At 66.6% G+C, this 19,287-nt stretch carries 21 protein-coding genes and 3 tRNA genes; 13 read left to right on the top strand and 11 right to left on the bottom strand.

Features of this window, described 5'->3' with window-relative positions; all coding sequences use genetic code 11:
- The first annotated feature begins 2 nt into the window (after positions 1 to 2).
- Complete coding sequence (locus OHA10_RS14675; RefSeq protein ID WP_371406743.1) at positions 3 to 1,499, top strand: MFS transporter; 1,497 nt, start codon at positions 3 to 5, stop codon at positions 1,497 to 1,499.
- Positions 1,500 to 1,514: 15 nt separating this feature from the next.
- Here the strand turns inward: OHA10_RS14675 and OHA10_RS14670 are convergent, their stop codons facing one another.
- Both OHA10_RS14670 and OHA10_RS14665 read right to left on the bottom strand, forming a co-directional pair.
- Positions 1,515 to 2,228, bottom strand: coding sequence for a DNA alkylation repair protein (locus OHA10_RS14670; protein ID WP_371407946.1), 714 nt, complete (start codon positions 2,226 to 2,228; stop codon positions 1,515 to 1,517).
- 11 nt (positions 2,229 to 2,239) lie between these two features.
- Positions 2,240 to 2,983: an SDR family oxidoreductase gene (locus tag OHA10_RS14665; protein ID WP_371406742.1), complete on the bottom strand. Its 744-nt coding sequence runs from the start codon at positions 2,981 to 2,983 to the stop codon at positions 2,240 to 2,242.
- Positions 2,984 to 3,178: 195 nt separating this feature from the next.
- Here OHA10_RS14665 and OHA10_RS14660 point away from each other — a divergent pair, with 195 nt between their 5' ends.
- Both OHA10_RS14660 and OHA10_RS14655 read left to right on the top strand, forming a co-directional pair.
- Complete coding sequence (locus tag OHA10_RS14660) at positions 3,179 to 3,562, top strand: STAS domain-containing protein (protein ID WP_371406741.1); 384 nt, start codon at positions 3,179 to 3,181, stop codon at positions 3,560 to 3,562.
- A 56-nt stretch (positions 3,563 to 3,618) separates the two neighbouring features.
- Positions 3,619 to 4,344 carry a polyprenol monophosphomannose synthase gene (locus OHA10_RS14655; RefSeq protein WP_371406740.1) on the top strand — a complete coding sequence of 242 codons (726 nt, stop codon included), beginning with the start codon at positions 3,619 to 3,621 and terminating at the stop codon, positions 4,342 to 4,344.
- Here OHA10_RS14655 and OHA10_RS14650 read toward each other — a convergent pair.
- The gene (locus OHA10_RS14650) at positions 4,341 to 4,682 is read right to left on the bottom strand and encodes a metallopeptidase family protein (RefSeq protein WP_371407945.1); all 342 of its coding nucleotides are present in this window, start codon (positions 4,680 to 4,682) and stop codon (positions 4,341 to 4,343) included. The genes OHA10_RS14655 and OHA10_RS14650 overlap by 4 nt on opposite strands.
- Before the next feature lie 26 nt (positions 4,683 to 4,708).
- Entirely contained in the window at positions 4,709 to 5,635 is a 927-nt protein-coding gene (locus OHA10_RS14645) for a hypothetical protein (protein WP_371406739.1), read from the bottom strand.
- Between the two features lie 131 nt (positions 5,636 to 5,766).
- On the opposite strand from OHA10_RS14645, the gene OHA10_RS14640 reads away from it, so the two are divergent.
- The 4 genes from OHA10_RS14640 (at position 5,767) to OHA10_RS14625 (ending at position 7,431) form a co-directional block, all read left to right on the top strand.
- Positions 5,767 to 6,957, top strand: coding sequence for a hypothetical protein (locus tag OHA10_RS14640; RefSeq protein ID WP_371406738.1), 1,191 nt, complete (start codon positions 5,767 to 5,769; stop codon positions 6,955 to 6,957).
- A gap of 148 nt (positions 6,958 to 7,105) precedes the next feature.
- Positions 7,106 to 7,178 (top strand) — tRNA-Glu (locus OHA10_RS14635).
- Positions 7,179 to 7,237: 59 nt separating this feature from the next.
- Positions 7,238 to 7,314: transfer RNA gene (locus tag OHA10_RS14630), tRNA-Asp, on the top strand.
- A 44-nt stretch (positions 7,315 to 7,358) separates the two neighbouring features.
- Positions 7,359 to 7,431: transfer RNA gene (locus OHA10_RS14625), tRNA-Phe, on the top strand.
- Between the two features lie 62 nt (positions 7,432 to 7,493).
- Here the strand turns inward: OHA10_RS14625 and OHA10_RS14620 are convergent.
- Positions 7,494 to 7,787, bottom strand: a complete 294-nt coding sequence (locus tag OHA10_RS14620; protein WP_371406737.1) for a tyrosine-type recombinase/integrase — start codon at positions 7,785 to 7,787, stop codon at positions 7,494 to 7,496.
- Positions 7,788 to 7,860: 73 nt separating this feature from the next.
- Positions 7,861 to 8,310, bottom strand: a complete 450-nt coding sequence (locus OHA10_RS14615; protein ID WP_371406736.1) for a hypothetical protein — start codon at positions 8,308 to 8,310, stop codon at positions 7,861 to 7,863.
- Positions 8,311 to 8,766: 456 nt separating this feature from the next.
- Between OHA10_RS14615 and OHA10_RS14610 the strand changes: the two genes are divergently transcribed.
- The 4 genes from OHA10_RS14610 (at position 8,767) to OHA10_RS14595 (ending at position 12,952) form a co-directional block, all read left to right on the top strand.
- Positions 8,767 to 9,072, top strand: coding sequence for a hypothetical protein (locus OHA10_RS14610; protein WP_371406735.1), 306 nt, complete (start codon positions 8,767 to 8,769; stop codon positions 9,070 to 9,072).
- Between the two features lie 170 nt (positions 9,073 to 9,242).
- Positions 9,243 to 11,594: an arylsulfatase gene (locus OHA10_RS14605; RefSeq protein WP_371406734.1), complete on the top strand. Its 2,352-nt coding sequence runs from the start codon at positions 9,243 to 9,245 to the stop codon at positions 11,592 to 11,594.
- A 557-nt stretch (positions 11,595 to 12,151) separates the two neighbouring features.
- On the top strand, positions 12,152 to 12,433 hold the full coding sequence (locus OHA10_RS14600; RefSeq protein ID WP_371406733.1) for a DUF6247 family protein: 282 nt from the start codon (positions 12,152 to 12,154) through the stop codon (positions 12,431 to 12,433).
- Positions 12,434 to 12,538: 105 nt separating this feature from the next.
- Entirely contained in the window at positions 12,539 to 12,952 is a 414-nt protein-coding gene (locus OHA10_RS14595; protein WP_371406732.1) for a hypothetical protein, read from the top strand.
- A gap of 289 nt (positions 12,953 to 13,241) precedes the next feature.
- Here the strand turns inward: OHA10_RS14595 and OHA10_RS14590 are convergent, their stop codons facing one another.
- A complete protein-coding gene (locus OHA10_RS14590) occupies positions 13,242 to 13,979 on the bottom strand; it encodes a phosphotransferase family protein (RefSeq protein ID WP_371406731.1) in 738 nt (245 codons plus the stop codon).
- A gap of 335 nt (positions 13,980 to 14,314) precedes the next feature.
- Here OHA10_RS14590 and OHA10_RS14585 point away from each other — a divergent pair, with 335 nt between their 5' ends.
- Positions 14,315 to 15,442 (top strand): hypothetical protein, encoded by a 1,128-nt coding sequence (locus tag OHA10_RS14585; RefSeq protein WP_371406730.1) that lies wholly within the window; start codon positions 14,315 to 14,317, stop codon positions 15,440 to 15,442.
- Entirely contained in the window at positions 15,439 to 16,662 is a 1,224-nt protein-coding gene (locus OHA10_RS14580) for a hypothetical protein (RefSeq protein ID WP_371406729.1), read from the top strand. The genes OHA10_RS14585 and OHA10_RS14580 overlap by 4 nt, the downstream gene beginning before the upstream one ends.
- On the opposite strand, the gene OHA10_RS14575 is transcribed toward OHA10_RS14580, so the two are convergent.
- From OHA10_RS14575 to OHA10_RS14560, 4 genes are all read right to left on the bottom strand, one after another.
- Positions 16,606 to 17,085, bottom strand: coding sequence for an N-acetyltransferase family protein (locus OHA10_RS14575; RefSeq protein ID WP_371406728.1), 480 nt, complete (start codon positions 17,083 to 17,085; stop codon positions 16,606 to 16,608). The two genes, OHA10_RS14580 and OHA10_RS14575, sit on opposite strands and share 57 nt — an antisense overlap.
- Before the next feature lie 88 nt (positions 17,086 to 17,173).
- Positions 17,174 to 17,512, bottom strand: a complete 339-nt coding sequence (locus tag OHA10_RS14570; protein ID WP_371406727.1) for a hypothetical protein — start codon at positions 17,510 to 17,512, stop codon at positions 17,174 to 17,176.
- Positions 17,513 to 17,524: 12 nt separating this feature from the next.
- Positions 17,525 to 18,589: a serine hydrolase domain-containing protein gene (locus OHA10_RS14565; RefSeq protein ID WP_371406726.1), complete on the bottom strand. Its 1,065-nt coding sequence runs from the start codon at positions 18,587 to 18,589 to the stop codon at positions 17,525 to 17,527.
- Positions 18,590 to 18,668: 79 nt separating this feature from the next.
- Positions 18,669 to 19,271: a tyrosine-protein phosphatase gene (locus tag OHA10_RS14560; RefSeq protein WP_371406725.1), complete on the bottom strand. Its 603-nt coding sequence runs from the start codon at positions 19,269 to 19,271 to the stop codon at positions 18,669 to 18,671.
- Positions 19,272 to 19,287: the final 16 nt, after the last annotated feature.

Raw genomic sequence — 19,287 nt, 5'->3', positions numbered from 1 at the left:
CTATGACGGATGAGCGGATCGCTCTGGGCACGGCCCGGGGCCGGTGGGTGCTGGCGGCGACGGCTCTCGGGTCGGGGATGGCGTTCCTGGACGGAACGGTCGTCAACGTCGCGCTGCCGGCGATGGGCGAGGACCTGAACGCGGACGTCGCCGGCCTGCAGTGGATCGTGAACGGCTACATGCTGATGCTCGCCTCGCTGGTTCTGCTCAGCGGTTCGATCGGCGACCGGCTCGGCCGACGGCGGACGTTCGTCGTCGGGGTGATCTGGTTCGCGGTCGCTTCGGTGGTGTGCGCGATCGCGCCGACACTCGAGGTGATGATCGCGGGCCGCGTGCTGCAGGGCATCGGTGGCGCCCTGCTGACCCCGGGCAGCCTGGCCATCCTGCAGACCTCGTTCCAGCACTCCGACCGCGGCAAGGCGGTCGGCACCTGGTCCGGCCTCACGTCGGTCGCGGCAGCCGTCGGCCCGTTCGTCGGTGGCACCCTGGTCGACAGTGGTTACTGGCAGCTGATCTTCCTGCTCAACGTTCCGATCGCGTTGGTCACCGTCCTGGTCACGCTGCGACACGTGCCCGAGAGCCGCGACGAGAGCGCCGGCGGCAGGCTCGACGTCAACGGCGCGATCCTCGCGACCGTCGGCCTGGCGGGCCTCACGTACGGCCTGATCAGCGCCGGGGACCACGGCTTCGGCGATCCGCTCGTCCTGACCAGCCTCGCGATCGGCGTACTCGCCTTCGTCGGGTTCATCGAGGTCGAACGCCGCAGTTCACACCCGATGCTGCCGCTGACCATCTTCGCCAACCGGCGCTTCACCGGCGCGAACCTGGTCACCGTCGTCGTGTACGGCGGTCTCGGAACCGCGACCTTCCTGCTCGTGGTGTACCTGCAGACCGCACTCGGCTACTCCGCCTTGTGGGCCGGTGCGTCCTTGTTGCCGATGACACTGCTGATGTTCTTCCTGTCCGGGTATGCCGGCGGTCTGTCGGACCGGATCGGCGCCCGCATCCCGATGACGGTCGGACCGGTGCTGATGGCCGCCGGGTTCCTGCTGATGCTGCGGATCAACGCCGAGTCCAGCTACGTCAGCGCCGTACTGCCGGCTGTCATAGTGCTCGGGCTCGGTCTGGTCGCGACCGTGGCTCCGCTGACCGCGACCGTGATGTCGTCGGTCGCGGACCACCACGCGGGTATCGCCTCCGGCGTGAACAACGCGGTCGCCCGGTCCGCACAGCTGATGGCGGTCGCCGCGATCCCGGTCGCCGCCGGCATCACCGGCAACGCCTACCGCGATCCCGTTGCCTTCCACAACGGATTCGGCAAGGCGCTGTGGATCTCCGCCGTCCTCGCCGCGGCGGGCGGGGTGATCGCCTGGGTCACGCTGGGCGACCGCCGCGACAAGGCCCGCGAGGTGCAGCCCGCGGAGATCCACCACCGGCATTGCGCGCTCGAGGCCCCGCCCCTGGCCGACGCGCACACCAATGCCCAACCACGCGGCTGATTTGTCGACTTTTCTCTATCGCAGCGCGAGGTAATGCTTGCGGCTGACCTGGTCGAGACGTTCGATCGCGTAGCGGAGCATCGTGCGCGGCATCCGGGTCGCGTACTCGTCGAGGAAGTCGCGGAGCTCGGCCTCGGAGACACGTTTGCCGGCCTCGCGCAGCATCCAGCCGGACGCCTTGTGGATCAGGTCTTCCCGATCGTCGAGCACCTGGGCGGCCAGCCGGAACGTGTCGTCGATCTGCCCCTGACCGATGAGGAACTGTGTGGCGACCAGCGCGATCCGGCGCTCCCACAGGCTGCCCGACCGGACGAGCGTGTAGAGCTCGTCCCGGGGCTTGTCGAGCAGGTACCCGCCGACGATCTGCGGGGCACTGCAGTCGACGAGATCCCAGTTGTTGATGTACGCCGTACTGCGTAGGTAGAGGTCGTGGATCGCGGTCAGCTCCGCAGGGTTCGCCGTACGCGGCTTGAGCGCGCGGGCGGCGCGATCGGCCAACAGGCAGAGAACTGTCAGACGGTGCTCGTGGATCGGACTGGTCAGGGCCTGCTCGAGCTCGGGCAGCGGCAGGCCGGCCCGCAGGTACGGCTTGAGGATGCCCCGGATCGTCGACAGCTTCACGCCGACCATCTGGTCGCCGTGGCCGTACCCGCCGGGCTGGAGCTGGAAGTAGCGCGCGAGCACCTCCGCCACGGCCGGATCGGCGGCGGCGTCGACTGCCTCGAGCAGATCCTTGGTGATCAGACCAGCATCCCTCCGGTCGCACGGAGGTTCTGACCGGTCATCCAGCGCGCGTCCGGGCCGGCCAGGAACGCGACCACGTCGGCGACCTCGGCGGGCTTGCCCATCCGGCCGAGCGCGGTGATGCCGACGAGCGCGTCCTGGACCTGCGGCGGGTTGTGGTCGTGGAACATGTCGGTGTCGGTCGCGCCCGGCGAGACCGTGTTGACGGTGATCGCGCGCGGACCGTACTCGCGGGCGGCGATCTTCACGAACTGTTCGAGCGCCGCTTTGCTCGCGGCGTACAGCGAGATTCCGGGACCGGGCATGACCGTATTGAGGGTGGACAGGGCAATGATCCGGCCGCCGTCGGGCAGCACGCGGCCGGCGCGCTGGATGGCGAAGTACGGACCTTTGACGTTGGTCGCGAACAGCTGGTCGTAGTCCTCGACGGTGACGTCGGCGATCGGCTTCACCATCGCCTGCGCGGCGTTGCAGACGAAGATGTCCAACGTCCCGGTCGGTCCGGTCGCCTGGTCGAAGAGTCCGTCGATCCCGGACAGGTCCGACTGATCCGCTGGTACGGCGATGGCCTCGCCACCTGCGGCTTTGACCTCGGCGACGACCGTGCCGGCCGCGTCCGCGCTGTTCACGAAGGTGAAGGTGACGACGGCGCCGTCCGCGGCCAACCGCCGTACGATCGCCGCACCGATGCCGCGGGAACCTCCGGTGACCAGCGCCGCCTTGCCGTCGAGAACACCCATGCCGTCCTGTGTACCACCGTGCTGGGTCCTTCGTTTGCTTGACTTTGGCAGCGCTTACAGGTCGGAGGTCACGCTCCGGGGTCATCCCGGGCACACCCGTTGTTATGCCTGCGCCTTCAGGCATACGGTGAGAGCAGGGCAGTTCCACTCCGCCAGGACCTACGCGTTCGTGGCGCTACCCGGGGAGATATCGGCGTGACCAGCCACCCAGAGCCGCGTGACGGCGAGATGATCCGAACCACCTTCGACGCGGTGACCGAGGAGCTGGCACCAGGAGTGCTCCTGGTCAGGTTGTCCGGTGAGATCGACATCGCCAGCACCGACTTCGCCGCCGAGGCGATCCGCGCCGCCGTCGCGCCACCGGCCCGGCTGGTGCTGATCGAGCTGTCGGCGGTCACCTTCTGCAGTTCGGCCGGACTCGGCAACCTGGTCGAGGCGCGCAACCTGGCCGGCGAGCAGAACATCACCCTGGCCCTGGTCGGCGTCGGCCGCCCGGTCGACCGTCCGCTCAGCGTCACCGGTCTCGGCGGTCAGTTCCGCATCTACAGCACGGTCGCGGAGGCACTCGCCGAGCTCTGAGGTCAGTTGTGGTCGGCGGATACGGTAGCTTTCGGTGTCTCCGACAAAGGAAAGTCATGGGTGAGCTAGCCAAGATCGTGGTCGTGGTGCCGACCTACAACGAGCGGGAGAACCTGCCCGTGCTGGCCGGACTCCTGTCCGACCTGAACCTGCCCGGCCTGGAGCTTCTCGTTGTCGACGACAACTCCCCCGACGGTACGGGCGACATCGCCGACGAGCTGGCGAAGGAGTCGCCGGAGAAGGTCGGCGTACTGCACCGGACCGTCAAGGACGGCCTGGGCCGCGCGTACGTCGCCGGGATCACCCGGGCACTCGACGAGGGCGCCGACATCGTCATCCAGATGGACGCGGACCTGTCCCACCCGGCGTCGGTGATCCCGACCATGGTCGAGATGCTGCGGACGACGGACGCCGCCGTGGTGATCGGCTCGCGGTACGTCCCGGGCGGCTCCGCGGCCGCCGAATGGGGCTGGCACCGGCGCGCGCTGTCCGCCTGGGCGAACTTCTACGTCAACGCGATCCTGCGGCTGCACGTGAAGGACGCGACGGCCGGCTTCAAGGCGTGGAAGGCCGACACCCTGCGCTGGATCGACGTCGCGTCGATCGCGAGCAACGGCTACTCGTTCCAGGTCGAGATGAACTACCGGACGGTCAAGCGCGGTCTGAGGATCGCCGAGACGCCGATCCGCTTCGAGGAGCGCACCGAGGGCGTCTCGAAGATGTCGCTGAAGGTGCAGCTCGAGTCGGCGCTGATGCCGTGGAAGCTGCTCTTCAACCGTTAGCCGTAACCCAGCTCGTGCAGGCGGGCGTCGTCGATGCCGAAGTGGTGCGCGATCTCGTGCACCACTGTGATGTTCACCTCGTCGAGGACGTCGCCGTAGTTGTCGCAGATCGCCAGGATCGGGTTGCGGTAGATCGTGATCCGGTCCGGCAGGACGCCGCCGTACTCGTGCCCGCGTTCGGTCAGCGGGATGCCTTCGTAGATCCCGAGCAACTCCGGATCGCCGGGCGGCGGATCGTCCTCGACGAACACGGCCACGTTCTCGATCAGCAGCGCGAGCTCCTCGGGTACCTCGTCCAGCGCGTCCGAGACCAGCGCCTCGAAGTTCGCCCGGCTCATCTCGATCACGTCACCAGCGTAGTGACCTACAACCAGCCCTGACGCGACGCCTGTACGCCGAGCTGGAACCGCGTCTGTGCTCCGAGCGCCTCCTGCAACCGGCCGATCCGGCGCGCGATCGTCCGCTCGCTCACCCCGAACTCGCGGGCGATCGACTCGTCGGTCAGCCCCGCACTCAGGTAGGTCAGGAGCCGTTTCGCGTCCAGGCTCGGCCCGGCCGTCACATCGTTCAGCTCGGTCCCGCTCGTGATCGGCACAGCGATCCGCCACAGGGCCTCGAAGATCCGTTCCAGTCCGCGGAGCAGCGGGGAATCGTGGACCACCAGCGCGACGAACTCGGGCCCCCGCCGCACCTCGGTCCGCGCCCCGACCAGCGCCCAGCGGTCGTCGACGATCGTGATGTTCAGCGGTACGTGCGGGAACACCCGGGCCTGCTCGCCCGCCTCGATACAGGACTGGACCATGTGCAGCGCGTTCGCGTCCTGGAGGACGTGCGCGCCGTAGATCACGTCGTACCGGACGCCACGCTCCAGCGCGTCGAACATGCCCTCGACGATCTTCAGCTCACGGGCCGCGAGGTTGCCCATCGTCATCGCCCGCACGTGCTCCTGTGCGTCCGTCTGGACCGAGTTCAGGACCGCCTGGGAGGCGCCGTACGTCGGGAGGATCTCGAGGTAGTCCTGGCGTCCGGCAGCCGACTTCCAGAGCTCGGTCAGGAGATCAGCGCTCTCCCGGGCCAGGGCGGCCTGTTTGGTGTGCCGCTCGGCCAGAGCGTCCATGGCCAGCCGCGGCGGACGTACGACGAAGGCGCCGTCGATCCGCTCCACCAGCCCCAGGCCGATCAGCTCCTCGACCGGGTCCTCATCCGTCGGCAAGGTCTCTGGATGCTGCACGAGCCGCACGAGGAGTGCCTCGGCCGCCGGGGTCAGGCCGAGCGCCTGGAGCGCTTCCATGCCTCTATGTACCACCGCGCGACAGTTTCTCGCCATGCCGGTTTCCGACAGCCCGAACGCTCGTACGGCCCGCCGTGCCCGGCAAATACTGATGCCGCCCACATCCCCCATGCGTTTCGCAGGAGTCCCCGATGAGAAAACGCCTGATCTGGCCGGTGGTCGCCGCCCTTGGCCTCACGCTCGGTCTCGCCGTCCCCTCGGCCGCCACCGCCGCTCCTTCACCCGCTCCGGTCGCCTTGGTGCACGGCGCCGTACCGCAGAAGCTGGACCCGAAGCTGCAGCAGCTCGCCGACGAGCTGCCGGCGCTGCGCCAGCGGGCCGAGGCGGTCAAGGCCAAGCTCGGACTGCACGACAATCCGGTCCAGGAGGCTGTGCTCGACGCCATCGACCCGACGCAGTACAAGTGCTCCGACGCCACCCCGCCGGTCGTCGCCGCGATCCTGCCGGACACCACGGGCTGGACGCAGGAGCAGGCGCTCGCCGTACTGCATGTGCTGATCTTCAACATGGCGTTGATGGACGCGGCGTACCTGCCCCAGCCGGGTCCGTACACGTTCGGCTCGCACGGTCAGTACACGCACACGGTCAACCGCACCTTCAAGGACCTGCAGAAGTTCTGGGACATCCCGTCCCGCGGCATCTCGGTGGTGCCCGCGCACGGCCGCTCGATGCTGAACGCCGAGGTGAACTACCGCGTCTTCACGGTCCTCTACGGTCTCGACCCGGCCCAGTCCCGGGTCTCCGCCGACCTGGTCGCGCACGAGCTGAACAGCCCGGCCCTCGGGTACGGCGACCTGCCGATCTTCACCTTCAACGCGTACGCGACGCCGGGCGGCGAGGACATCCCGGGGTACGGGAAGTCGCCCAAGCGGATCGCTTTCGGCGACGGGGTGATGGAGGGGTTTGCTCGGGTCGGTCTGGGCAACGTGGCGCCGCAGGCGATCCTCGGACATGAGTTCGGTCACCAGGTCCAGTTCGCCGACTCGCTGATGCGGCCGGAGCTGCCCGGCCCGGAGGCGTCCCGGTGGGCGGAGCTGATGGCGGACTCGTTCAGCGGGTACTTCCTCACCCACGCGCGGGGCGAGCGGATGGGTGCGCGCGAGGTCCGCGACTTCAGCCAGATGTTCTACCAACTGGGCGACTGCGGCTTCACCGCCGACGGCCACCACGGCACACCCGACCAGCGGATGAAGGCATCCCTGTGGGGGTACGGCGTCGCCGTCACGATCCCGCCCCGCAACCGGGTACTGCCGTCGCTGGTCGTGTTCCACCTGTTCGCCGCGCACTACCCGCGACTGATCGCTCCCGACGCGACCAGCTGATCCCGGGCCTTCACGCGGCCCGCTTCCAGGGCGCCGTACGCCGACCACCTGCGGCGTACGGCGCCCCCTGGTTATCTCGTTTTGGAGCCGCGGCCCAAACCCTCTATGCTTACGGCTGTCCCTGGAGCTTCGGCTCCCGCGGGTCCGAGTCCCCATCGTCTAGTGGCCTAGGACGCTGCCCTTTCAAGGCGGTAACGCGGGTTCGAATCCCGTTGGGGATACGGCCGAAAGGCCGGTGCAAGAACTAGCTCGAAGATGCTGTACGATCGTCGAGTCATTTGGCCCAGTGGCGCAGTTGGTTAGCGTGCCGCCCTGTCACGGCGGAGGTCGCGGGTTCGAGTCCCGTCTGGGTCGCCAGGAGAAGGCGGCGGTGTCCAACACCGCCGCCGAACTTTCTCCCCGGTCAGGTAGCTCAGCTGGTAGAGCGTCCGCCTGAAAAGCGGAAGGTCGGCGGTTCGAGACCGCCCCTGACCACACATTTTTGAGCGTGGATCTCGGTCCGAGATCCGCCGAACCTCCCGCGATTACCGCAACGTCTATCCAGCGACCGCCTTCGCGAGCTGTTCGAGCGCCTTCCGCTGATTCTCTAGCGAGGCGTGCGCATAGATCGTCATCGTGACGTGAATGTCCGCGTGCCCGACGATCGCTTGGACGATGTGCGGCGGTACACCAAGCCGTAGGAGCAAGGTCACACACGAGTGCCGCAGATCGCGGAGGCGCATCTCCCCCAGCCCGGCCGCCTCCCGCAGTGGGTACCAGAGCCGCCGCAGGTTGTCCGGCTCGATCGCCGTACCGATCTCAGTGGTGAACACGTGGCCGGTGTCACCCACTTCTCCCCGCCAGCCGTCGACGTCATCGGCATGCCGGTCCAGGCAGCAATCAGATAGCTCGAAACCGGCACGGTCAGCTATCGGCCGACTCAGGCTCGCCGACGTCGCCCGGCCCGCGCGGAATCCCACTGACGACTGAGCGGAAATGCGCCAGGACCACCGAACACGCATCGCGGTCGAACGCGAACGGCCCGACGCCGGCGAAGACCGCGTCCTGGTCGAAGGGCTCGTAGTCGTTCTGATATCCGAAGTCGCGCCACACGATCTTGTCGTCATCCACCTCGACGACCGCCGTCACCGCGCCGCAGCCAAGATCACCGCATTCAGCACAGACATACATGGCGGTCCGCCCACCTAACTGCGGCGGCGCGCCTGCGCCCAGCAACCGATCGAGGTCCTCCAAGGCGATGCCGACCGGCCAGTCGGTCACCAGGACGGGCACGTACTCATCGGTCGCATCGCCATAGCCGAGGAACGGCCCGAGGATCTGGCCGAGTCGTTCGCCGTCCACGACGAACTCCATGAAGTGCCGATCAGTTCGCTGGCCACTAGGCGACACGGCACCGCCGGCACGTGTCCCGGGCACCAACGTCAGCGAGCTGATCACGACAACAAGCTTGCCCGACGAGCAGCGGACATCCGCTCACCGGGGCCGAATCGAGCCGTCGCAGTCGGGCCAGAACGGGTTGACATCGCCATGGGTCCGTCAGAGATGACAAGCCTTCCCATGCTGACGGTGCAGGAGTGACCGCAACCAGGATTGCAACAGCCACCGCTAGTGGGCGTCAGCACCCAACGGAAGGACGTGCTGGGCAACGGTTCTGTCTAGCCACCCGGGGCCGCTGTCGAACTGAAAAATGGAAGGTCGGCGGTTCGAGACCGCCCCTGACCACCTTCTGACCTGCACGTTTGCGTCAGCATCGATCCGAAGCCCAGACCTGCTGCAGCAACGACGTTGCTGCAGCAGCCCTCAGGTGAGGTGATCCAGCAATCTCCCAGCGCCTCCCGCTTCTCCTCCGGCGACGCGTGCGCAAAGATCGTCATGGGCTCTCCTTCAATGGGCGGCGCGGTCCGCGACTACCGTCACTTCCTGTTGTGGTCGGCCATCGGCGGAGCCAGTTCGTCGATCTACACCAGCGGGCTCGCCTACCTCGTCGAGACGGCACTGGCGGGGTTTCCCACTCGCCTCGGTGATCATCTCCGGCATCACCACCGCCGCGATCGGAGTCGTCTTCTGGCCGCTCGCAAACGCCGCCGGTTCGGCGAGACCCCCGCGCGCCAGTAATCGACCGCCCCGGTTCATCCGGCCGGGATGAAGACGCTGCGGCTCCAGGGTCAGCAGGCTGGCATTGTCCGCTGGTGAGTCCGCCTCGTACTTCGATCGGCTGGCTTTGTCCTGGTATGGAGGTTCATCTGCCAGGCAAACGTGGTGTTTTGAGCGAAGGAGGGGCTGTCGTGGCGATCGAGGAGTATCCGTCCGGGACTCCGTTCACCGGTGTGGCGGGACGGACAACCGATGAGTCGAGTCCAGCATGGCCAGCCATCACCCGAGCGACGGCCGGCAGCCCGAACGTGGTGTTCGTGGTGCTGGACGACACGGGTTTCGGTCACCTGGGCTGTTACGGGAGTCCGATCGAGACACCGAACTTCGACGCGCTGGCCGCCGCCGGGCTGCGGTTCACGAACATGCACACCACCGCGCTGTGTTCGCCGAGCAGGTCCTGCATCGTCACCGGACGGAACCACCACAGCAACGGCATGGCCGCGATCACCGAACTGGCGACCGGCTTCCCCGGCTACAACGGGGTCATCCCGTTCGAGAACGGGATGCTGTCGGAGGTGCTGGTGGAGCAGGGCTACAGCACCTTCATGGTCGGCAAGTGGCACCTGACCCCGAGCAATCAGGAAACCGCGACAGGCCCCTACACCCGCTGGCCACTGGGTCGCGGGTTCGAGCGTTTCTACGGCTTCCTCGGCGGCGACACGAGTCAGTGGTATCCCGACCTCGTCTACGACAACCACCAGATCGAGCCACCGCGCACGCCGGAGCAGGGATACCACCTCACCGAGGACCTGGTCGACCGGTCGATCGAGTTCATCGCCGACGCCAAGCAGATCGACCCGGGCAAGCCGTTCTACCTGCACCTCTGCTTCGGGGCCACCCACGCGCCACACCATGTGCCGAAGGAGTGGGCCGACAAGTACGCCGGTGCTTTCGACGACGGCTGGGATGCGTACCGGGAGAAGGTCTTCGCCCAGCAGAAGAAACTGGGCATCATGCCCGCCGACACGAAGCTGTCCCGGCACGACCCCGACGTACCGGACTGGCCGTCGCAACCGCCCCAGGCGCGCAGGCTGTTCAGCCGGATGATGGAGGTGTTCGCGGGCTTCCTCAGCCACACCGACCACCACCTCGGCCGGCTGCTCGACTTCCTGCGCGAACAGGGCGAGCTGGACAACACGATCGTGATGGTGATCTCGGACAACGGCGCGAGCGCCGAGGGTGGCCCGACCGGAACCACGAACGAGGCGCAGTTCTTCAACAACGCTCAGGAGCCACTCGAGGACAGCCTCAAGGTCATCGACGAGATCGGCGGCCCCAAGCACGTCAACCACTATCCGTGGGGCTGGACCTGGGCGGGCAACACCCCGTTCCGGCGGTGGAAGCGGGAGACCTACCGGGGCGGATCCTGCGACCCCTTCATTCTCTCGTGGCCGGCCGGCGTGCACGCGAAGGGCGAGGTCCGCCACCAGTACGCCCACATCATCGATATGGTGCCGACTGTCCTGGACCTGCTCGGCACCCAACCGCCGTCGACGATCCGCGGTGTCACGCAGTCGCCGCTGCACGGCGTCAGCTTCGCGCACGCCCTCGACGACGCGGCGGCGCCCAGCAAACATCACACCCAGTACTTCGAAATGCTGGGCCACCGGGCCATCGACCACGACGGCTGGCGCGCGGTCTGCCCGTGGCCCGGCCCCTCGTTCGCCGAGGCGGGTGTCGGCTTCGGCGAGCCGATCAGTGCGGCGAGACTCTCTCAGCTCGACAGCGCGGGCTGGGAGCTCTATCACGTGGCGGAGGACCCTGCCGAGACCCACAACCTCGCAGCCGACCATCGGGATCGGCTGATCGCGTTGATCTCCACCTGGTACGCCGAGGCCGGCAAGCACGGCGTCCTGCCGATCGACGGGAGTGGGCTGGCACGCCTGATCGCCGACAAGCCGATGATCGCGCCCCCGCGCGACCAGTACACGATCTGGCCGAACACCCAGCCGGTCCCGTTCTTCGCAGGCCCGCGCGTCCTCAACAGGCCGCACAGCATCACGGCCTTCGTCGAGATCCCCGACGGCGGCGCCGAAGGAGTACTCCTCTGTCAAGGCACCGCGGCCGGCGGCTATTCGCTGTACCTCAAGGACCAGCGGCTGCACTACGTCCACAACTACGTCGGCAGGGGCCTGTTCGAGGTGTCGTCCCCCGAGCCCGTCCCGCCCGGCGAACACAAGCTCCGCTTCGAGTTCGAACCGACGGGGAAGCCCGACCTACCCAACGGAAAGGGTGCGCCCGGACACCTGCAGTTGTACGTCGACGGAAACCTCGTGGCCGCTGCCGACGCGGCCGTGACGACGCCGTTCGTCCTGAATCCCGGTGCCCTGACCTGCGGCGCGAACCCCGGCTCCCCGGTGACCCCGGACTACATCAGCCCGTTCAAGTTCACCGGCACCATCCACAAGGCCGTCATCGACCTGAGCGGCGAGCTCATCCACGATCCCGAACTCGAGTTGCGAGCCCACCTGGCCCGGCAATAGTCCCGCCGTCAAGACTCCGCGGCAGACACCGATCTCCTTGCCATAGGCAATGAGATCCGGCACGGAGAGCAGGGTGGGCAAGTGCAGCCGAAACGCCGACGACCGCTGGGGCAAGGAACCCCGCGAATGTCACTATCCAGTCGCCGACGCTCCGATAATGGAACCTGTCCCGGCTGTCCCGGCAACCACCGCCGCAGCACGTCGCCCACTCAACCCGCCGTATGTTTTAGCCCCCAAGCCCCGGTGGATGGGGGCTGGAACATACCGGAGGGTCGGGTGTAGCTATACCTGTAGCAACATCGGCGTCCTGCGACCGCTGCACTCCCTTTGCCGCGACCTCTGGCACGGTCGCGATTGCGCCCAGCTGCTGCGGTCTCGCGACCTGAATCGAGACCGCCCCTGACCACCACACCCTCTCCGCACACCGGGGAGGGATTTTCCCACCACGGTCGCCGTACTCCTCGAGGTGACTCTGATCACGTGCACCGGGTGCGAAATCTCGTGGTGGCGTGGACAACTCTGGTACGCGCAGAGTTGGTGCACAGTAGTTTGTCGGCGTGACCGTGCAGCCGATGCAGCGTTCGCCGGAGGATCCGGGCGAGATCCTTCGTCTGATGCCGACGCGGTGGCATGAGCAGTTTCTGGCGGAGTACCGCAGCGCACTCGACGCGGCCCGCGATGTGTCGCGTTTCCAGGAGTTGCGCGACGTCTTGAAGCTCTGGCGGATGCGAGCGGTCGCCTACTCCGGTCCAGGCTTCGAGGAGGCGATTCAGGCTGCGCGCGACGATCGATCCGAGGAGTTCGTGTCGGCCGAGCAATCGACGTACTGGATCGGCTGAGTTATGACTCGTCTGCCGTTGGTGCTTACGGGTGGGCCTGCTGTGGGGAAGAGTTCGACGGGGCGGGGGCTCGCGGGAGGGCGGGCTCGGTGTGCGTTTGTTGATGTGGATGATGTGCGGCAGTTGGTTGTCGCGGGTGGTGTTGCGCCGTGGGAGGGGGAGGAAGGGCGGGAGCAGCAGAGGCTTGGGGTGGTTAACGCCTGTGGGCTGGCTCGGAACTTTGTGGCCGGGGGCATTGAAGTTGTTATCTCGGACGTGCTGACGCCGGAGACCAGCGAGCTGTACAGGCGGGAGCTGCCGGGGTGCGTGATTGTGCACCTGAAGGTTGGCTTCGCGGAGGCGTTGCGGCGGGCGGCGTTGCGCAAGGTCTGGCTGACCGACGATGAGTTTCGGATGCTGCATGAGGCAGATGCGCTGAATCCGCCGGACGCCGACTACCGCATCCAGGTGGACGCACTCGACCTGCAGAGTCAGATCGAAGAAGTGGCGAGGCTCTGGGACGGCCACGAGCGGCAGTAGGCGGACCAGGCGCCGGCCATTCGAACTCTGCGCCGGGCTCGGGGGATGTCCCCAGCCCGGTGAATAAGAGAACTCGTGGTGCTGCCGGCTCCTGTGCAGGATCTGTGTGAACACTTCTTGTTGTTACTGGTCCCGAGTTGTCGGCGCTCGAAATCTGGACCGACAAACAAGCGCTGCACGACTACACGGTGGAGAACGTCGACACCTAGTGGCGCCGCAACGCGGAAGGCTTGAAGCAGGCGACCGTCGCAGACCCGCCGACAGACGAGCGCGAGCGCGACATAGGGGCTTACATCCGAGCGCGCAGTACGTCGAACTCGCAGCCTGGCGAGTTCGGGTCGAAGCCGTGTTCTACGAGCCAGCGGGCGGCTCGCAGGCTTCGGAGGGACCACCAGCCGCGGATTGCGTCGAGGTCCACATCAGTGCCGTAGCCGGCGAGGAGATTGGGTAGCTGCTCCTCGTGGCCGAGGGTGAGGCTGGCCAGGTCGAAGAGGGCGTCGCCTTGGCTTGCCTCGGACCAATCGATGATGCCGGTGACCTCGTCGTCCTGGACGAACACGTGGGTGATCTGCAGGTCTCCATGGATGAAGGCCGGCTTCCGCGGCTGGAGGGCGGCCTCGGCGACCTCGCGGTTGCGCTTGACCAGATCGGCGGGAAGAGTGCCGCTCGAGACGAGCCAATCGCATTCGGTGTCGAGGTGCTCGGTGATCTCGTCGAGGTTCCCGCCAGGCCACGGCGGAAGAGGCGCATCGTGCAGCATTCGTACGGCGGCGCCCGCCGCGGCCCATGCCGCCGGCGACGCGGGCGAAGGCTCACCGAGCTTGCCGAGCGCCATCCCAGGCACACGAGCCAGCGCGAGCACCGGCGGCTTGCGCCACAGGATCTCCGGAGTCGGAACCGGCGCCAGAGCCATCGCCTCGACCTCGACGTCGATATTCGACTGATCAGAGTCGATCTTCAGGAACACATCGCCGACCTGCAGGGTCGCTCGTTCGCTGTGGGCAACTACGACTTTGACCTCGTCCACCGCGCCATCATGGCGGGTAAGACCACTGACGTCACTGGAATATCCGCGGTCGCCAGCTGAGACAGGCCCGGGATTTGGCCTATTTCGGCGTATTGTGCGGGTTCAGTTGGATTCAGGTCGAGTTCGGTACTACGGTAGAGCGATGGTGTACTACGGCTCGTCGTGCACCGACTGTGATCGGGGAAACGCAAAGAGTCGACGAATCTGAGCGTCGCGGGGCATCGGAGGATCTTCGGTGCGAGGTTCAGATGTAGTCAGTGGAGTCGGGTAGAGCGGGTATAGGATCAGCCGATCCGTGCCCCCCGTCGTTGGCTGAGCAGATTTCGGGAGAGAGAGTGGCCCCCTCACCAGAGGCCGTACGACTCGCCAGGAGACTTCGGGAGCTCCGCGAGTCGCAGCGACTGACCCAGAAGGATCTCTCGCTTGCGCTCAGCTCCGACTCCCGGGTCGCGGTGGCGACGATCAGCTCATGGGAATCACAGTCCAATCCGAAGCTGCCACCGGAAGAGCGGCTGCGCGGCTATGCGCTGCTCTTCGCGAAGTCCGTCGTACCGGCAGGTACGACGCGGTTGCCGCGTGAGCAGGATCTGAGCGCGGCCGAGCGGGAGCGCTTCAGCACACTCCACCGTGAGCTGGTTGCGCTGCGGGACTCGGTTCGCCATCAGGCCGAACCATCACCCATCGGCGGGTCGTACACGTTCGACTTCGAGTCTGGCCCGATCACGCTGATCTGCCCGGAAGCCCCGATAGAGGGACGATCCCCGCTCGCCGAAGAGAACAACCCGAACTACACCCGGTTGTACAAGTACGCCGATCTCGACGCACTGATCGAGATGTGGGGCCATGTGCGCGCCTCCAACCCGGAGCTTCGCACGCGACACCAGATTCCTTCCGAGGTGAGCGCGGACCATCTGTCCGGTCACCTCATCCTGCTCGGCGGCATCGCCTGGAACCAGGTCACCGGCCGACTGCTGCGAGTCCTGGACCAACTGCCGATCCGGCAGATGTCCGTCGAGGACCTGGCCGACGGCGAGATCTTCCGATCACGCGACGGTCGCGAGTACCGGCCACTGTGGGAAGAGCTCAAGGACGCCGACGCGGACGCACCGTCGAAGGCGGAACTCGAGGCGGTTCAGGCGCAGGACGCCTGGAAAGGCGAGACCCCGCGAGAGCTCGTCGAGGACGTCGCTCTTCTCGCCCGGCTTCGCAATCCGTTCAATCACAGCCGAACCATCACCATCTGCAATGGCGTCTACAGCCGCGGTGTCCTGGGCTCAGTGCGCACGCTCACTGACGACGCCGTCCGCGAACGTAACGAGGCCTTCCTCGCAAACAGATTCCCGGGCGGCATCTTCGGTCTGCTCCTGCGCGTCCCGGTGATCAACGGCGAAGCCGTCACACCTGACTTGGAAATCCCGGAGAACCGCCTGTACGAGTGGTCCCCCGAGGAGGAGGACGAATGAGCCGTCAGCTCAAGCACGGCCCGTCTCACGCGTCGCTGCTGCGCGATGTCTCTGCCGCCAGCGCCGCCCCGGCCGCGCGCAGCGGACTGGACGCGATTGTCGTACCGGCCGCCCGGCCGGCATCTGCTCTGCAAGACGTCATCACTCTGTCTGCCACGCTGTCCGTGCCGCTTGTCATCCTGTGCAGCCGGCAGGCACAGGTCGGACAGGTCGTGCGTCGTGTGGAAAGAACGTTCGGCGCCAGAGCCCTCGTCGTCGACGTGCCTGACAACTACAAACTTCCGTACGACGCGCCGCTCACGTCAGGCCCGGAGTTCAAGATGGCCTCAGCCGGCCGCTCCAGCGACCTGAGCGCCAAGCGGAACATCGGACTGCTGCTCGGCCGGATGCGCGGCTGGAACAAGATCCTGTTCGTCGACGACGACATCAGCCAGTTCAACCCGTGGGATGTCGAGCGCCTGTCCGGGACTCTTGATCGGCATCCGGTCGCGTCGATGGTGAGCCGACAGTTCCCCGACAACTCAGTGGTCTGTCACGCCCGACGGCTCGCCGGATTCAAGCAGGATGTGTTCGTCAGCGGGGCGGCGCTCGGCGTCAACCTGCAGCAGCCGGGGCTGTCGTTCTTCGCAGACATCTACAACGAGGACTGGTTCTTCTTCGCACGGCATGCGGCCGAGCGGTCACTGCCGAGGATCGGTGAGGTCCGGCAGGCCAAGTACGCACCGTTCGCAGACCCGGGACGCGCGGATCGCGAGGAGTTCGGCGATCTGCTGGCGGAGGGTCTGTATGCACTCTTCGAGAGCACACCCAAGTGGACCTTCAAGGAGCAGTTGGAGGCCGCGACCCGCAAGAGCCTCTGGCGAGAATTCATCGAAGTCCGGCTCGAGACGATCGAAGAGACAATCGCTGCCCTGTCCCACGCCCAGCTATCGGCGAACCCGGTCGAATACCTGAGGATGCTGGACGCGCACGAATCCCTGCGGGTCGCGGAGAAGCGGGCCTCGAGCATCACTCCGGAGCTATGCGTCGACTTCATCGAGAAGTGGCAAGAGGACGAGCTGCAGTGGGAGCAGGTGCTGTGGCGTTTTACCTCGGAGCTATCTGACCGCGACGCATTGGCTGAGCTAGGGCTGCAGACCTGGGCCTCTTGTGGGTACGGCGAATCAGCGCGGCGCATCAAACCGCAGGCGAATCTCCAGCCGACCGGAACCGTCGGCTAGCGGCTGCCATTCACCCGTTGGACTGAATCCGAGGCGTTCGTACACCTCGCGCGCCACGAAGTTCGTGTCCAGCACCCACACCCGCCACTCGGTCACATCGGGCTCGACCTCGGTCAGGTGGCCGAAGATTGCGCGCAAGATCCCCGTACGCCGGTGCCGTGGATCGACCCACACCGACTCGACATGCCGTTCGTACGGCGGTCGGCCGTCGACGCGGACCGAGCTCGCGAGCCCGATCACCCGTGCCTGGTGACGAGCCACGATCCACCGCATCCGGGTGAACCGTTCCCGCCAGCCGTCCTCGCCCACCGCCACCTCGTCCTCGTACTCCGAGATGTACGCCGACGGCGAATCCTTCAGCGCCCGGAGGCGAACTTCCCGGGCGATCGGCCAGTCGTCGGCATCGAGCGTGGCGAGTTCCAAGGTCCCGGACCCCCTCGGTCGACGGCAGCAACGCATCCATCCCAGTGTCGCCGTTTCGCCGGAGGGCCAAACCGATTGCCGGACAATCTCACATTTGCAGGGCATCTCCCGGGAAGCTCCGGGAGGGGTGGATCCGGTAGGTGAACACCCCTGCCCGGACCCCCGGGTCGTCGTCCATGATCCGCCGTACGTCGTCCGCCGTACCCGGGAAGATGCCCACGCCGCAGAGCGGGGAGTCGTCCCGGATCGGGCAGACGATGTTCAGCAAGCCGTCCGCGCGGAGCTCGAAATTGCGCCGGCCGTGCTCCCAGATGATCGCGTCGGCACCGTCGGCGCCGTGCTGCGGTCCTTCCTCGAGGAGCACGACCGTGTATTCGCGGGTCGTGCTCATCGCTGCAAGCATCTGCTCATCGGTGAAGCGAGTCATGAGGTCAACGTGTCACGAGCAGAACGCCTTGTCGAGGAAGGTGTTGACGGTGGCGTCCGGGTTGGTCGGAAGGTGCGGCGTGACGGCGACGGTTGCCTGCCGGCGGGTGTCGGCGGTGGAGAACGAGTAGGCCTGGTACGCGAGCGCGTCGCCGTCGTTGCCGTAGACACGGATGTGGCAGGCGGTCTCGTGCCAGGACAGGCCGAGCCCGTACGTGCCGCCCTCGGTTCCGGGTTGCTTCATCGCGTGCAGCAGCCGCGGCGGGAGTAGCTGCCCGCAGAGGAGGGCCGCGAAGAAGCGGTTCAGGTCGTGGGTGGTCGAGATGATGTCGCCGCCGGCGCCGAACAGCGTCGGGTTCATCTCGGTCCAGTCGAGTTGCGCGCCGTCCTTGGGGACGTATCCGTGCGGATGCGGCCCGGGGATCCGCGTCGACGTACCGGGCATCGTCGTACCGTGCAGGCCGAGCGGGCGGATGATCCGGCGCTCGATCTCCTCGGAGTACGTCCGGCCGGTCACCTTCTTGATGATCTCGCCGACGAGCAGGTAGTTGGTGTTGGAATAGTCGAACTGCGAACCCGGCTTGTCGAACACCGGCGGATTCGCCAGCGCCCGCTCGATCTGCTCGCTCGCCGTCCAGGTCCGGTACCGAAGAGCGTAGAAGTCTTCGCTCGGTGGCATCGGCAACGTGTTCTTGTAGTCGTACAAACCGCTGGTGTGGTTGAGCAATTGGCGCACCGTGATGTTCTCGCCGTTCGGCACGACCCCAGGCAGCCAACGCTCGACCGAGTCGTCCAGCCGCATCTTGCCCTCAGCAACCAATTGCAGTACGACGGTCGCCACGAACGTCTTCGTGATACTCCCGGCCCGGAACCGCCCGTCCACCGGCACCTTCCGCGACGTCCCCAACTCCGCAACCCCACTGCTCCCAAGCCAGACCTGCCCCCCGTTCCGCACTTCGGCCAGCGCCCCGACCGCCGCCACCCCGTCGAGCCCCTTCTGCAAATCAGCACCTCTAGAAGCCGGAACCACCGCCGTCACCGCAGCCGTCACCAACGCAACCATTCCCTGAACCAGCATCCCGATCTCCTCATGTTCCGTCCGAGCCACCAACCCTTCCCGCACGGAACATGACAAACATCGGGGATCGCCCGGGGATTCACCCCGTCAGCCGACCGATCAATCGATCCAATTGCTCAGTGGTTGCCCCCGAATTCAGCAGGTACGCCGCCGCTCCGCCGTACCGCACCCGGACGTGCTCGAGCAGCCGAAGAATGGTCTCCGGCGAGGCCCCGCCGACTTGGTAGTCAGCAGCAATCAATTCATCCGGTACGCCGAGCACCTCGAGTGTCAACGCGACGACGACACCGGTCCGGTCCTTGCCCGCATGGCAACTCACGACCACGCAGCCGTCAGGCGCCTCCGCAATCGCCACAACCGCCGAGGCGACGCGCTCGGCATAGTCGTCGACGAGGACCCGGTACTGCTCGAAAAGCCCAAGGTCCGACACATCCGGATCGCCAGGGTCCCACAAAGGAACGTTCTGCCACCGCTCGTCAACGGCGTACGGCGATGGCCACGTCTCGCACTCCCAGGCGCTGCGCAGATCGACGAACCGGCTGACGCCGGCAGCCTGTACGGCGGCGAGGCCCGTGTGGTTGAGCTGCTCGAGGTTGTCGCTGCGGATCAGCCGCCCCGATGGGAGCCGGCCTCCGCCGAGATCTCCGGTATTACGGCAGTCCGGCCAGTCAACGGGTTGCACGGCAACACAGTAGACC

Source organism: Kribbella sp. NBC_00662 (assembly GCF_041430295.1).
GTDB lineage: Bacteria > Actinomycetota > Actinomycetes > Propionibacteriales > Kribbellaceae > Kribbella.
This window is presented reverse-complemented; position numbering and strand designations above follow the sequence as displayed.